The sequence below is a fragment of the Sphingobium sp. KCTC 72723 genome (assembly GCF_014280435.1).
Lineage (GTDB): Bacteria > Pseudomonadota > Alphaproteobacteria > Sphingomonadales > Sphingomonadaceae > Sphingobium.
In genome coordinates, this window is the sequence record NZ_CP060388.1 from 111,317 (window position 1) to 125,390 (window position 14,074).

The following is a 14,074-nucleotide window of genomic DNA, read 5'->3' on the forward strand; positions in this document are numbered from 1 at the left end:
CTGCCGTGGGGGCGACACGCGCGACAACGTCCCTGCGCTGAAAACGGGGACGAACAGGGAGTAGGACGATGGACTTTATTTCCATCCTGTCGGTTTTCGTGCTGGCATGTTTCGTCGGCTATTATGTCGTGTGGTCGGTGACCCCGGCTCTGCACACGCCGTTGATGGCGGTCACTAACGCCATTTCGTCGGTTATCATCGTCGGCGCGCTGGTCGCGTCGGCGGAAGCGGGGAGCGCGGCGGCCAAATATCTGGGGCTGCTGGCGGTCGTCTTTGCATCGGTCAACATCTTCGGCGGCTTTGCGGTCACTGAGCGGATGCTGGCGATGTACAAGAAGAAGGAGCGCAAGTGATGCATGAGATCGCACAGATCCCATGGGGCGTGAGCCTGGCCTATCTGGCCGCTGGCGTCCTGTTCATCCTGGCGCTGCGCGGGCTGTCCAGCCCGGCGACCAGCCGTCGCGGCAACCGCATGGGCATGATCGGCATGGCAATTGCCGTCGGGACCACGCTCTACACCCATGACGTGGTGAGCCTGCCCGAAATCATCGGCGCGATCGTCATCGGTGGCGGCATCGGCTTCATCATCGCGCGACGGATCGCGATGACGGACATGCCGCAACTTGTCGCGGCGTTCCACAGCCTCGTCGGCCTTGCCGCCGTGCTGGTGGGGGCTGCCGCTTATCTGAACCCCGGCGCGTTCGGGATTCTCGACGCTGTGACCGGCGAAATCCACAATGCCAGCCGCATCGAACTGGGGCTGGGCGTGGCGATCGGCGCGATCACTTTCTCCGGTTCTGTCATCGCATTCCTCAAACTCAACGGCAATATGTCGGGCAAGCCGATCATGCTGCCGGGCCGCCATGTCATCAACCTTGGCACGCTGGTCGCGATCCTGGGCCTGATCGGCTGGTTCTATGTCATGGCCGCACCGACGATCATGGCACCATGGCTGTTCTGGACCGTCATCGGCCTGTCATTCGCCATCGGTTTCCTGCTGATCATCCCGATCGGCGGGGCGGACATGCCTGTCGTGGTGTCGATGCTGAACAGCTATTCGGGCTGGGCCGCCGCCGCGATGGGCTTTACGCTGGGTAACAGCGCGATGATCATCACCGGCGCGCTGGTGGGTTCGTCGGGCGCGATCCTGTCCTACATCATGTGCAAGGCAATGAACCGCAGCTTCATCAGCGTGATCGCAGGTGGCTTCGGCGCGGCACCCGAAGCGAGCAGCGGCGGCGCGGTGATCGACCGTCCCTACAAGCGCGGCTCTGCCGAGGATGCCGCGTTCCTGATGAAGCAGGCCGACAGCGTCATCATCGTGCCGGGTTACGGCATGGCAGTGAGCCAGGCGCAGCACGCGCTGCGCGAGATGGGCGACCTGCTCAAGAAGGAAGGGGTGAAGGTCAAATATGCGATCCACCCCGTGGCGGGGCGTATGCCGGGCCATATGAACGTGCTGCTGGCCGAAGCGAATGTCTCCTATGACGAAGTGTTCGAACTGGAGGACATCAACAGCGAGTTTGGCCAGTGCGACGTTGCCTTCGTCATTGGCGCGAACGATGTGACCAACCCGGCGGCCAAGACCGACAAGACGTCGCCCATCTATGGGATGCCGATTCTGGACGTGGCCAATGCCAAGTCGGTGCTGTTCGTCAAACGATCCATGGGCGGTGCGGGCTATGCCGGTGTCGATAATGAAGTATTCTATATGGACAATACGATGATGCTGCTGGCCGACGCCAAGAAGATGGTCGAGGAAATCGTCAAGGGGCTGGCGCACTGACAGCGCCCTTCCTTTCCCGTCATTCCAGCGAAAGCTGGAATCTCTCTTTTCTTTCGCTATCAGGCAGACGAGAAGTGAGATCCCGGTTTTCGCCGGGATGACGGAACAGGGGTGACAATGCACAAACTTGGCCTGATCGGCGGTCTTAGCTGGACGTCCACTGCCCGCTATTATGAGATCATCAACAAGGCGGTGCATCGCGCCAAGGGCGGCCAGCATAGTGCGCCGTTGTTGATCGAGAGCCTGGATTTCGCCATGGTGGCCGGGTGCGCTACCGACGACGACTGGGATTGCGCGGCGACTCAGTTGATCGACGCGGCACGGCGGCTGGAGAGCGCGGGGGCCGGCGCGCTGCTGATCTGCGCCAATAGCATGCACCGCGTGTACGACCGGGTGCAGGGTGCGGTTGCCATCCCCATTCTCCACATCGCCGAGCGGGTGGGCAAGAAGATGCAGGCCGACGGCATCGAAAAAGCCGCGCTGATCGGTACGCGCAATGTGATGACCGAGAAATTCTATCGCCAGCGGTTGGTGTCGCATGGCGTGTCGTTGCTGCCCGCCGACATGGAGTTGGCCGATCGCATCGACCGGATCGTTTATGACGAACTGACCGTGGGCAAGATCAGCCGGGAATCCGAACGCTATATGAAATCGGAACTGACCGACATCGCCAAGCAGGATGTGCAGGCGGTTGTGCTGGCCTGCACCGAGTTGGAACTGATCGTGGACGTAAAGGCCAATGTGCTGCCGATCTACGACTGCACCAGCATCCATGCGAAGGCGGGCGTGGACTTCATTCTGGGATGAAGCGGGGGCCGTGGGATTTTGGTCCCACGGCCTTTAGAGTCTGTCTCAAAATGCGCGAAGGCGCGCATTTCGGTTGCCGCACCGGCGCACACTCTTAGACAGCGATCAGGCGACGCCGTCAGTGTCCAGCGCGTAGCCCGCCGACCGCACGGTGCGGATGATGTCCATATATTGGCCGTCGGCATTGATTGCCTTGCGCAGCCGGCGAATATGCACGTCGACGGTGCGCAGTTCGATGTCGCTGTCCTGCCCCCATACGCTGTCGAGCAGGCGTTCGCGCGAAAAGACCCAGCCGGGATGCTCCAGAAAATGGCGCAGCAGGCGAAACTCTGTCGGACCAAGCGGGATCACCTGACCCGCGCGGCGCACCTTATGCCCCACTGTGTCCATCTCGACGTCCACGAATGTCAGCGTTTCCCCTGCCAGTGCCGGGCGCACGCGGCGCAGCACCGCGCCGACACGGGCGACCAGCTCGCGGGGTGAAAAGGGTTTGGTGACATAATCGTCCGCCCCGGTTTCCAGCCCACGAACGCGATCTTCCTCCTCACCGCGCGCGGTCAGCATGATGATCGGCACGTTGGCGGTGCCGCTGGCACGGCGCAGGCGGCGGCACACTTCGATGCCCGACAGGCTTTCCACCATCCAGTCGAGCAGGACGATGTCCGGCACATTTTCCTGCGCCATCAGCAACGCTTCCTCGCCATCGACCGTATGGGCGACGTCGAAATCCTCGCGCTTGAAATGCCAGATCAGCAGTTCGGCGAGCGCTGCGTCATCTTCGACCAGCAGCATTTTTGCGCGAGCCATGGTTCAGTCCTCCGCCGTTGCCGTGCTGCCACGGTCGCGTTCGGGCAGGGTTTCGCCGGTCGCGGCATAATAGACCATTTCGGCGATGTTGGTCGCCTGATCGCCGATCCGCTCGATATTCTTGGCGATGAACAGCAGGTGCGCGCATTCGCTGATCGTCTTGGGGTTTTCGACCATGAAGGTGACGAGCGTGCGGAACACGCTGTTGTAGAAATCGTCGACCACCGTGTCGCGTTCCACCACGGCGATGGCCAGATTCGGATCGCGCGCGGCAAAGGCGTTGAGCGCGTCATGCACCATTTCGCTGGCGACCTGACCCATCGATGGCAGCATGGACACAGGTTCCAGCGTGCGCTGGTTCACCATGATGAGCGGGACGCGCTTGGCGATATTCTTGGCATAATCGCCGATGCGTTCGACCACGCTGACGATCTTCAATGCCGCGATCACGTCGCGCAGGTCATTGGCCATCGGCGCGCGCAGGGCGATCACCTGCACCACCAGCTTCTCGACTTCTGCCTCAATCGCGTCGATGCGTTTGTCGTCGGCAACGACCTGCGCGGCCAGAACCTTGTCCTGCCGTTGCAACGCCACCATTGCGTTTTCGATTGCCGCTTCGGCGCGACCGCCCATTTCGGCGATCAGGCCACGCAGCCTGTCGATATCCTCATCGAACGCCTTGATCGTATGTTCTGCCATGTCCGTCTCTCCCGCGATCAGCCGTACCGACCGGTGATATAGTCTTTGGTCCGCTCCTGACGCGGATTGGTGAAGATGTCCGACGTCACGCCATATTCGACCAGGTCGCCCAGATGGAAGAAGGCGGTGCGTTGCGAAACGCGCGCGGCCTGCTGCATATTATGGGTGACGATGACGATGGCGTAACGGCCGCGCAGTTCGTGGATCAGTTCCTCGATCTTGGCGGTGGCGATGGGGTCCAGCGCTGAACAGGGTTCGTCCATCAGGATGACTTCGGGTTCGACCGCAATCGCGCGACCGATGCACAGCCGCTGCTGCTGCCCACCCGATAATGCAGTGCCGCTGTCGTGCAGCCGGTCCTTCACTTCGTCCCACAGGCCCGCGCGGCGCAGCGATTTTTCGACCACCACGTCCAGGTCCGCCTTGGCATGGGCCAGGCCATGGATGCGCGGGCCATAGGCGATATTTTCGTAGATCGACTTGGGGAAGGGATTGGGCTTCTGAAACACCATGCCGACCCGCGCGCGCAATTGCACCACGTCCATCGACGGGGCGTAGATGTCGTCGCCGTCCAGCGTGATAAGACCTTCGACCCGCGCCGACGCGACCGTGTCGTTCATGCGGTTGAGCGTGCGCAGGAAGGTCGATTTGCCGCAGCCCGACGGGCCGATGAAGGCGGTGACATTGTCCATGTCGACGTCTATCGACACGCCCTTGATCGCCTGTTTTTCCCCGTAGAAAACCTTCACGTCGCGCGCGGTGATCTTGGGGTTGGCGGGCATCAGATTTTTCTGTTCTTCGGTCATGGCGATTACCACCGTGTTTCAAACTTGTTGCGCAGGTAAATGGCGAGGCCGTTCATCGCGAGCAGGAAGGCCAGCAGCACGATGATCGCGGCGGAAGTCTTTTCGACAAAGCCCCTGGAGACTTCGTCCGACCACAGGAAGATTTGCACCGGCAGGACCGTCGCGGGATCGACGATGCCGCTGGGCGGCGTGGCGATGAAAGCGCGCATACCGATCATCAGCAGCGGCGCAGTTTCGCCCAGCGCGCGGGCCATGCCGATTATCGTCCCGGTAAGGATGCCGGGCAGGGCGAGCGGCAGGACATGGTGGAACACCACCTGCACCGGCGACGCGCCGATGCCGAGCGCGGCGTCACGGATGGACGGCGGGACCGACTTGATCGCGTTGCGCCCGGCGATGACGATGACGGGCATGGTCATCAGAGCCAGCGTCAACCCGCCGACCAGCGCGGCGGAGCGCGGCAGGTGCAGGAAGTTGAGGAAGATCGACAGGCCCAGCAGGCCGAAGATGATGGAGGGAACGGCCGCCAGATTGTTGATCGACACTTCGATGATGTCGGTGATCCAGTTCTTGGCGGCATATTCCTCCAGATAAAGGGCAGTCGCCACGCCGATCGGGAAGCTCAATGCCAGCGTCACCAGCATGGTCAGCAACGACCCCTTGAACGCGCCCCAGATGCCGACCTGCGTCGGGTCCGTGCCGTCGCTGGCGGTCAGAAAGTTCCAGTTGAAGCCGGTGGTCAGCAACCCGGCCTTGCGCAGCCGGTCGACCGCCGCTTCGGCTTCGGGAGTCGCGTCGCTCTTGGCGGCCAGGTCGATGGTGGTGGATGCAGGCACCGCGATCGTTTCGGTCCGGCTCAATATCGTCGGATCGGCCTTGATCGCGTCGCGCACGGCAATCCAGGCGGTGGGCGACAGCAGGGCGTCGGCGTCCGCGCCCAGCGCCTTTTTCGCGACTTCGCCCGTCACCATCGGCAGGTTGGCGTTGGCCAGCGCTTCGTCCGTGATCGCGGCAGGATCGAGCAGCAGCGGCGAGGCCGGAAAGTCGATCTTGAGCGCGATTTCGGTGCGGGTAAAGCCGCGCAGGCCATTGCCCATCATCGTGAACAGCAGGAAGGCGAGGAACGCAGCGGAAAGGGCTACGGCAAACAGGCCCGCAAATTTGAAGCGGCGTTCGGACGCATAGCGCGCGGCGATCCGCTTGCGCATCGCGTCCGAATTCCAGTCTGTAGGCAGCCTTTTTGGGGCAGTTTGCGTCGCGGTCATTCGTAAGCCTCGCGATATTTCTTCACGACCCGCAGGGCCACGATGTTGAGCAGCAGAGTGACGATGAACAGGACGAGGCCCAGCGCGAATGCGGCCAGCGTCTTGGCGCTGTCGAACTCCTGATCGCCGGTCAGCAACTGGACGATCTGGGTCGTCACGGTCGTCACGCTGGCAAAGGGATTGAGCGTCAAATTGGCGGACAGGCCAGCGGCCATGACCACGATCATCGTCTCACCGATCGCCCGGCTGACCGCCAGCAACACGCCGCCGACCACGCCGGGAAGCGCCGCAGGGATCAGTACGCGCTTGATCGTTTCGCTGGTGGTCGCACCCATTGCCAGGCTGCCGTCGCGCATCGACTGCGGCACGGCGGCGATGCTGTCGTCGGCCATGGACGAAACGAAGGGAATGATCATCACGCCCATGACAAGGCCAGCGGCCAGTGCGCTTTCGGAGGATGCCCCCGAAATGCCGATGAACACCGCGAAATCGCGCAGGGCAGGAGCAATGGTCAGCGCCGCGAAATAGCCATAGACGACCGTCGGCACGCCCGCGAGCATCTCCAGCGTCGGTTTCATCCATTTGCGCACGGTGGGCCGGGCATATTGGGTAAGGTAGATGGCGCTCATCAGGCCCAGCGGAATGGCGACCACCATGGCGATGATCGCGCCGATGAAGATGGTGCCCCAGAATAAAGGCACAGCACCGAACGCATCTTCATTGCCATAGCCCATGGCCGCCGATTGCGGCGACCATTTGGTGCCGAACAGGAAGTCGATGGGGTTGACCATCGAAAAGAAGCGGAAACTTTCCCACAATAGCGAGGAGACGATGCCCACCGTGGTCACGATGGCGAGCAGCGATGCGCCGAGCAACGTCCCCATCACCAACCGTTCGACCCGCGTGCGCGCCCGAAAGTCGGGACGGACGCGGGTGAAGGCATAAGCGCCGCCGGCAAAAGCCAGCACCAGCGCCAGCACGGCACCCGCCACGCCATATTTGCCGATGGCGGCGCGATAGGGTTCGACAAGTCCCTGCGACAACGGGTTGAATGCGCCTGACTGCGCCCCGCTGGCAATCGCGCGGGCTTCGCCCAGCACGGCCGACCGGGAAAAATCATCCATCGGCAGGCTCTGTGCCGCCGGATCGGCCAGCACGGATTGCGTCACCAGACCGGGCGACACCTGCGCCCAGACGACCAGGAAGATCGCAGCGGGCAGCACCGTCCACAACGCCACATACCAGCCATGATAGCCGGGCAGCGAGTGGACGGCATCGCGCCGCCCGGTTTCCCGCGCCACGCTCTGCAAACGCATCGCGCGGGCGCGGGCGCTGACCCAGGCGATCGCGCCCAGGCCCGCCAGCAGCAGGAGAATTGCGGGACCAGTCATGTCAGCCTTACTTCAGCTGCGAACCGTCGAGGACGCTGAGCGCCTTGACCGTTTCCGCGCTCGCCTTGCGCACGGCGTCGGGTGCCGCGACCATGCCGCGCTTCGTCAGCGCGCCATCGGGGTTCCAGTTGGCGGCAAAGGCGTTCAGGAAACCCTGAAGGCCGGGGATCGCCGTCATATGCGCTTTCTTGGCGTAGATGTAGAGTGGCCGCGCGCCGGGATATTGGCCGGTCGATACGGTTTCATAGGTCGCCTGAATGCCATTGATCGGCACGTCCTTCAGGCTGTCCTTATTCTCTTCAAGGAAGCTGTAGCCGAAAATGCCGACCGCGTTGGGATTGGCACCCAGCTTCTGCACGATCAGATTGTCGTTTTCACCGGAGTCGACATATTTGCCGTCTTCGCGGACGCGGGTGCAGGTCGCCTTATATTCGTCCTCATTCTTTTCCTTGAGCGCCTTCATCGCTTCGTCCGACTGGCATCCCTTTTCCAGGATCAGTTCAGCGAGCGAATCGCGCGTGCCGCTGGTGGAGGGCGGACCGAACACGGAAATGGCGATGGCGGGCAGGCTGGGGTCCACATCCTTCCAGGTCTGGGTCTTGTTCGGACCCTTGCCATAGGGATTGGCGGCCAGCGCTTCATAGACGATCTTGGGGGTCAGCTTGTAACCGGGGCCGTTCTTGGCTTCGGCAAAGGCCAGGCCATCGACGCCGATCTGCACTTCGATGATGTCCTTGACGCCATTCTTGGCGCAATCCTCAAATTCGGACTTCTTCATGCGGCGCGACGCATTGGCGATGTCGGGATGTTGCGCACCGACGCCCGCGCAGAACAGCTTCATGCCGCCGCCGGTGCCGGTGGATTCGACGATCGGCGATTTCATGCCGGCATTGCCCTGCACGAACAGTTCGGCGACCGCCGTGGCGAAGGGATATACGGTGGAGGAGCCGACCGCGCGGATCTGGTCACGGGTCTGGCCCGCGCCGCCGCCGGATTGTTCGCCGCAACCGGCGAGTGCAAGCGCGGCGATGGCCGACGCTGTAAACAGGGCGAAATGCTTCACGGGAACCTCCAGAACAATATGGCTGCGATTCGCAGGTCGCCGCCCCCCTTGTGAGGATGCGCCCTAACTACGCTTCGTCGCGCATTTGTGACAGTAAGGTTTCATTTTGATGACAGTGGCTATGAAAGGCGGAAAAGCGCGGAAATTCATTGCAGACCGTCGATGGTTCAGGCGCGTGCCTTGCCCGTCGCTTCTTCCGGCTCGGCGGGCGGCAACAGGACGGTGATGGTCGTGCCCTTGCCCAGCGTGCTGGCAATGTCGAACCGCCCGCGATGCCGCTCGACAATATGTTTGACGATGGCAAGGCCCAGGCCCGTGCCACCCATCGCCCGGCTACGTCCCGAATCGACGCGGTAGAAGCGTTCGGTCAGGCGGGGCAGATGGTCCGGGCCTATCCCTTCGCCCTCATCCGCGACCGCCAGCCGCGCCATGGCGCTTGGCCCTTCGTTCAGCGTGACGCGAATCGGCGTGCCGGGGCGGCCATATTTGACTGCATTGCCGATCAGGTTGTGCAGCAGCTGCGACAATTGCGCCCGGTCGCCCTGCACATTGGCGAGCGAGGGGGCTATGTCCATCTCGACGTCGCGACCGCGATCCCCATGGCTGGAGCGGAATATGCCGACGACTTCGGCAACCAGTTCGGACAGGTTCACCGCGCTGTCGGGCGCGCGATATTTCTCCGCCTCGATCCGGCTCAGGGATATGAGATCGTCGATCAACCGCTGCATCCGCCGCGCTTCGCCATCCATGATTTTCAGGAAGCGCTGGCGGGTTTCATCGTCCTTGCCCAATTCGGGGTCGGCCAGCGTTTCGATGAAGCCCAATATCCCGGCCAGCGGCGTGCGCAGTTCGTGGCTGGCATTGGCGACGAAATCGACCCGCATCCGTTCGGCGGCATAAGCGCCGCTGCGGTCGACCAGATGAACCAGCCGCCGCGCCTGCGCCGCATCGCCAAAGGGCGCGATCCGCATCTGCCAGCGCTGGTCGCGGGTGCCAAGGCCGACCAGTTCGATCATCGCCTGGTCCGCCATCGGCCCGACATGCGACAGGCGTTCGGCAGCGGCCGGGTGGCGAATGGCGATGCGCGCATCCTCTCCCTCTATATGCGCGCCTAACAGTCGCTGCGCCGCGCGGTTCGCGCGCAGGATGCGACCCCGGTCGACCAGCATCAGCGGATCGGAAATGGCTTCCAGCAGGTCGGGGAAATCGGGCAGGTCAACCAGATCGGGCTGTTCCAAGGTAACAGGCTGCGGGTTTGCCGCCGGGACATAACCCTGCGCGCAGATCAGCAGCACGGCGATTCCCGCCAGCACCGGCAGGGCGATGGCCAGCGCCGAAGCGCCCAGCAACAGCGCGGCGCCGGTGCCGAGCAACAGCATCGCAAGCGAAGCGGTGATTTGGGAAGTGGTCAGTCGATTCATGGTTACCGCGCTGGATTTGTCAGGCATTTGCTGCAATGACCTTGCCCAATAGCCTGCAATCTTTACGCTTTGGCAAGCGCGATAACGGATCAGGACGAATATGATCGAGCCTATCGGCGAACAGAACGGCGCGGAGCAGCGCGAAACGGGAATAGCGGCCGATGCGCCGAAGTCCGGTGTCGCGTCGCGTCGGCAATTGTTGATGGGCGGCGCTGCTGCCGCCTCCGCGATCGTGTCGATCCGCCCGGCGCTGGCGAATACGGCGGCGTCGGTGCTGAACTGCACCATCCCCGTGCCGGATCAGGGACGGGCGGGCAATATGATCGCGCCCAATGGTCAGGTGGTGCCTGCTGGAACGCCGGGTGCCTTTGCCGGCACAGGACGCCCCTTCACGGGCGAACAGGTGAAACAGGCGCTGCGCGGTCGTCCGCTGCCCGGCACCAGCTATGACCAGAATCAGGCCTATCTGAATTACATCCGCCGCCTGCAATCGGGGACGAGTGGCTTCACCTGCTTCGCTTCGCTGCAAATGCCGCGCTGAGGCGCTGGTTTTTCACGACGACTGGCCGGGTGTCACACCCGTAACGACTTGAACAGATACGGAATGTCCGCGTTGATGCCGTCGAACCCGCAAAGGTTCGATTATCACGCAAGGGCATCGCATGTTCCAGTCACGCCGACCCGCGACCCGCGCATTTTCGGTCGCGGTCTATCTGTACGAGCCGGGCGATGGCGGGCTGGACCGGGTCGCAATTCTGCTGGCCAACCATCTGTTGCGGCGCGGCGTGCCAGTGGAATTGTGGATGGCGCGCACGGACGGCCCGACCGCGCATCTGATCGACCCGGCGCTGACGGTGCGCCGGGTGCCTGCGCCACAGGGTAAGCGACGCCTGGCAATGATCGCCCAGTTTCCTGCGCTGGCCGCCATGGTGCGCCGCTATCGGCCTGATATTCTCTATTCGGCGGGCAATCAGAGCAATATGCTGGTCGCGCTCGCCGCACTGGGTAGTGCGACGCAGGCGGTGGCGCGGATTTCCAATCCGATCATACGCCCCGGACAGGCAGGAATCGGCGCATGGGCGCGATTGCGGCGGTTCCGCGCCATTGCCCGACTGTGCGCCATGACCATCGTGATGGGCGATCATGATCGCATGTTGCTGGCGAATAGTGGTGCGATCCGGCTGTTGCCCCGGCCCACGGTAACCGTTGCGATGGAGCAGGCGCGGGCCGACCGGATGCCGCGCGATCCCGCTGCGCCGTTCCAACTGCTGATGGTCGGGCGGCTGGCGCCGCAGAAGGATCAGGCATTGGCGCTCGATGCGCTGGCACGATTGCCGCACATGAACTGGCGGCTGACGATTGCGGGGCAGGGACCGTTGCTGGCCGATTTGCAGGCGCGGTGCCGGTCGTTGGGGCTGACCGACCGGGTGACTTTTGCCGGCTATGTCGGCGATCCCGACGATCTGGCGGCGCTGATGGGGCAGTCGGACCTGCTGCTTCAACCTTCGCGGTGGGAGGGGTTGTGCGCGACCCTGATCGAGGCGCTGGCCTGCGGGGCTGGCGTGGTCGCGACCGACAGCACGCCCAATATCCGCCCACTGCTGGCCGATGCCGGGCAGCATCCCGTAGTGCCGGTCGGTGATGTCGATGCCTTTGCCCGCGCGATCGATCGGGCGCTGTCCCACCCTGCGTCGCCCGCGCTGATGGCCAGCGCCGTCCGCGACCACTGCGTCGATCGCGCGCTCGACCTCTATTGCCGCAGTTTCGCCGCGCTGGCAGGACGATCGGAAATTCATCCAACGGCATCGCCAGCCTTTCGCTGATGCGTTAGGCACTTGGCTACGCCTGCGCCCTAGAGGGCGGGGTGCAACAGGGTGCCGACCATATGGAAGCAACGCAATATTATCGGGTGGATACGGGGGATGCCGTCCTGTCCTGCCCGCTCGACGACATCGTCCTGCTCTACCATATTCGGTCCGGCCAGACCCATATGGTGATCAGTCCGGTGCCGGAGATCTTGGGTCGCATGGCCGATGGCGCACCCGTTTGCGCGCGCGATATGTGCGATCGGCTGGCGCAGGATTATGATCTGGGTCCGGCGCAGGACGCACTGGCGCAGATTGGCGATCATCTCGATGCGCTGGTGGCGCTGGGGCTGGTGCGCGCGGCATGAGGCATGAACTGACCCTGCGCATCGGCCCTGCGACCTTTCGCATCGGGTCTGCATGGCGCGGGCCGATCGACCAGCTTTCGCGGCTATATGCGGTCTATCCCGACGCGGCGGGCGCCATCGCCGACTTCACCGTGCGGTTGCAGCCGACCAGTGCGATCCGCCAATGGGTCAGGCCATCCATTTTCATCACCGGCGACCATGGGTTGGCCGACGCGGCACCCATGCGCCTGTCGCACGGCCTGCTGGCAGCGGAAATGGGTATGAACCTGCAAATGGCGCTGGGCTGGCGGCGGCACCTGCTGCTCCATGCGTCGAGCGTGGAGAAGGACGGGCGGGTGCTGGTGATGACCGGCGAATCGGGTTCGGGCAAATCCACGCTGGCAGCGCTGCTGGGCGAGCGCGGCTGGCGATTGATGGGCGATGAATTTGCGCTGCTGGACATGGCAACAGGCGCGATCATGCCGTTTCCGCGCCTCGTCAGCTTGAAGAACCGGGCTATCGACGTGGTGTCGGGGCAGGTGGGCGAAGGGCGGATGGGACCGTTGCTGGCCGCCACCGCCAAGGGCGATATTCGCCACATGGTGCCGCGCGCCGACGCGGTCGCACGAATGGACGAAGGCGGGATGCCCGCCTTGTTGCTGTTCCCGCGTTTTGGCCATGATCGTGATGTGCGGCCAGTGGGGCAGGCGGAAATCTTCATGCGGTTGACGCAGGCATCGACCAACTATGTCGCGCTGGGGGAGGCCGGCTTTACCGCGCTGACCCGATTTGTGCGTGGCGTCCCCGCGCGCGCGATCGACTTTCCGACCGGGGACGATGCCATCGCCATGGTAGAGCGGCTTTGGGAGGAAATGGCGTGAGCGCGGCGCTGCTGGTGCGCGCGCTGCGCGATCCTGCGTCGGTTGCGGGGCTGGATGCGGCGGGCTGGAACGGCCTGATCGCAGCGGCGCGGGCCGAGCGGCTGATCGCCACGCTGGCCGTGCAGATTGAGGGTTTGCCGGTGCCGGATGCGGTCGAACCAATGCTGGCCGACGCCCGGCTGGACGCTGCGCGGGAAGCGCGGCAGGCCTTGTGGGAAGCGGACCGGGCGGCGCAGGCGTTACGCGCGCTCGACGTGCGGGTCGTGCTGCTCAAGGGGACGGCCTATGCCGCGGCGGGGCTGAAGGCGGGCGCAGGGCGCTTCATTGGCGACCTCGACATATTGGTGCCGCGCGACCGGCTGGACGCAGTCGAACAGGCCTTGTTCGCGGCGGGATGGGAATGGGCCAAGCCCGATCCCTATGACGACGCCTATTATCGCCAATGGATGCACGAACTCCCCCCGATGATCCACGCGACGCGCGACCGGATGATCGATGTGCATCACACGATATTGCCGCTGACCGCGCGCCCAAGGCCCGATGCAGCGACGCTGATCGCAGCGGCGGAACCCGCAGGCAACGGCTTATATATGCTGTCGGCGGAGGATCGCGTCTGCCACGCAGTCGCGCATATGCTGGCCGACGGGGATTTGCAGGGCGGATTGCGCAACCTCTGGGACATATATGGCTTGCTGGCGGAGGCGGACCCGGCAGCGCTGGATCGTCGCGTGGCGATCCATGGGCTTGCCGCGCATGTGCGGCAGGCGCGCAGACTGGCGGCGTCGCTGTATGGCGCGGGCGCGCGGTTGACGCTTTGGGATCGCGCGGTGCGGGCGCGGTTGCTGGCGCGCGATGGCTGGGGCCGCGAAACGCGCAAGGCACTGGTGTTCGCCTTCTTCGTCCGCTCGCACTGGCTGCGGATGCCGCCGCTGATGCTGGCGCGGCATTTATGGACCAAATGGCGCAAGGGGCATCGACCACAATAGACTGTGGCCG

At 63.7% G+C, this 14,074-nt stretch carries 15 protein-coding genes; 8 read left to right on the forward strand and 7 right to left on the reverse strand.

Going from position 1 to position 14,074, the window contains the following annotated elements; translation table 11 throughout:
• Positions 1-68: 68 nt before the first annotated feature.
• From SPBM01_RS00550 to SPBM01_RS00560, 3 genes are all read left to right on the forward strand, one after another.
• Positions 69-353, forward strand: a complete 285-nt coding sequence (locus SPBM01_RS00550) for a proton-translocating transhydrogenase family protein (protein ID WP_006950157.1) — start codon at positions 69-71, stop codon at positions 351-353.
• Positions 353-1,786, forward strand: a complete 1,434-nt coding sequence (locus SPBM01_RS00555; RefSeq protein ID WP_188063527.1) for an NAD(P)(+) transhydrogenase (Re/Si-specific) subunit beta — start codon at positions 353-355, stop codon at positions 1,784-1,786. Before SPBM01_RS00550 ends, SPBM01_RS00555 begins: the two co-directional genes overlap by 1 nt.
• A gap of 117 nt (positions 1,787-1,903) precedes the next feature.
• Positions 1,904-2,593 carry an aspartate/glutamate racemase family protein gene (locus tag SPBM01_RS00560; RefSeq protein ID WP_188065488.1) on the forward strand — a complete coding sequence of 230 codons (690 nt, stop codon included), beginning with the start codon at positions 1,904-1,906 and terminating at the stop codon, positions 2,591-2,593.
• 105 nt (positions 2,594-2,698) lie between these two features.
• On the opposite strand, the gene phoB is transcribed toward SPBM01_RS00560, so the two are convergent.
• The 7 genes from phoB to SPBM01_RS00595 form a co-directional block, all read right to left on the reverse strand.
• Positions 2,699-3,400, reverse strand: a complete 702-nt coding sequence (phoB, locus tag SPBM01_RS00565) for a phosphate regulon transcriptional regulator PhoB (RefSeq protein WP_188063528.1) — start codon at positions 3,398-3,400, stop codon at positions 2,699-2,701.
• Between the two features lie 3 nt (positions 3,401-3,403).
• A complete protein-coding gene (gene phoU / locus SPBM01_RS00570; protein WP_188063529.1) occupies positions 3,404-4,099 on the reverse strand; it encodes a phosphate signaling complex protein PhoU in 696 nt (231 codons plus the stop codon).
• Between the two features lie 17 nt (positions 4,100-4,116).
• The gene (gene pstB, locus SPBM01_RS00575; RefSeq protein WP_188063530.1) at positions 4,117-4,905 is read right to left on the reverse strand and encodes a phosphate ABC transporter ATP-binding protein PstB; all 789 of its coding nucleotides are present in this window, start codon (positions 4,903-4,905) and stop codon (positions 4,117-4,119) included.
• A 5-nt stretch (positions 4,906-4,910) separates the two neighbouring features.
• Entirely contained in the window at positions 4,911-6,170 is a 1,260-nt protein-coding gene (gene pstA, locus SPBM01_RS00580; protein WP_188063531.1) for a phosphate ABC transporter permease PstA, read from the reverse strand.
• Positions 6,167-7,561: a phosphate ABC transporter permease subunit PstC gene (gene pstC, locus SPBM01_RS00585; protein ID WP_188063532.1), complete on the reverse strand. Its 1,395-nt coding sequence runs from the start codon at positions 7,559-7,561 to the stop codon at positions 6,167-6,169. The genes pstA and pstC overlap by 4 nt, the downstream gene beginning before the upstream one ends.
• Positions 7,562-7,568: 7 nt before the next feature.
• Positions 7,569-8,624 carry a substrate-binding domain-containing protein gene (locus SPBM01_RS00590; protein ID WP_188063533.1) on the reverse strand — a complete coding sequence of 352 codons (1,056 nt, stop codon included), beginning with the start codon at positions 8,622-8,624 and terminating at the stop codon, positions 7,569-7,571.
• 167 nt (positions 8,625-8,791) lie between these two features.
• Positions 8,792-10,045 carry an ATP-binding protein gene (locus SPBM01_RS00595; protein ID WP_188065489.1) on the reverse strand — a complete coding sequence of 418 codons (1,254 nt, stop codon included), beginning with the start codon at positions 10,043-10,045 and terminating at the stop codon, positions 8,792-8,794.
• Positions 10,046-10,145: 100 nt separating this feature from the next.
• Here SPBM01_RS00595 and SPBM01_RS00600 point away from each other — a divergent pair, with 100 nt between their 5' ends.
• From SPBM01_RS00600 to SPBM01_RS00620, 5 genes are all read left to right on the forward strand, one after another.
• A complete protein-coding gene (locus SPBM01_RS00600; RefSeq protein WP_188063534.1) occupies positions 10,146-10,586 on the forward strand; it encodes a hypothetical protein in 441 nt (146 codons plus the stop codon).
• Between the two features lie 121 nt (positions 10,587-10,707).
• Complete coding sequence (locus tag SPBM01_RS00605; RefSeq protein WP_188063535.1) at positions 10,708-11,868, forward strand: glycosyltransferase; 1,161 nt, start codon at positions 10,708-10,710, stop codon at positions 11,866-11,868.
• 62 nt (positions 11,869-11,930) lie between these two features.
• The gene (locus SPBM01_RS00610) at positions 11,931-12,218 is read left to right on the forward strand and encodes an HPr-rel-A system PqqD family peptide chaperone (RefSeq protein ID WP_188063536.1); all 288 of its coding nucleotides are present in this window, start codon (positions 11,931-11,933) and stop codon (positions 12,216-12,218) included.
• Positions 12,215-13,078 (forward strand): HprK-related kinase A, encoded by an 864-nt coding sequence (locus SPBM01_RS00615; protein WP_188063537.1) that lies wholly within the window; start codon positions 12,215-12,217, stop codon positions 13,076-13,078. The genes SPBM01_RS00610 and SPBM01_RS00615 overlap by 4 nt, the downstream gene beginning before the upstream one ends.
• On the forward strand, positions 13,075-14,064 hold the full coding sequence (locus tag SPBM01_RS00620) for a nucleotidyltransferase family protein (RefSeq protein ID WP_188063538.1): 990 nt from the start codon (positions 13,075-13,077) through the stop codon (positions 14,062-14,064). Before SPBM01_RS00615 ends, SPBM01_RS00620 begins: the two co-directional genes overlap by 4 nt.
• The last annotated feature ends 10 nt before the right edge of the window (positions 14,065-14,074 follow it).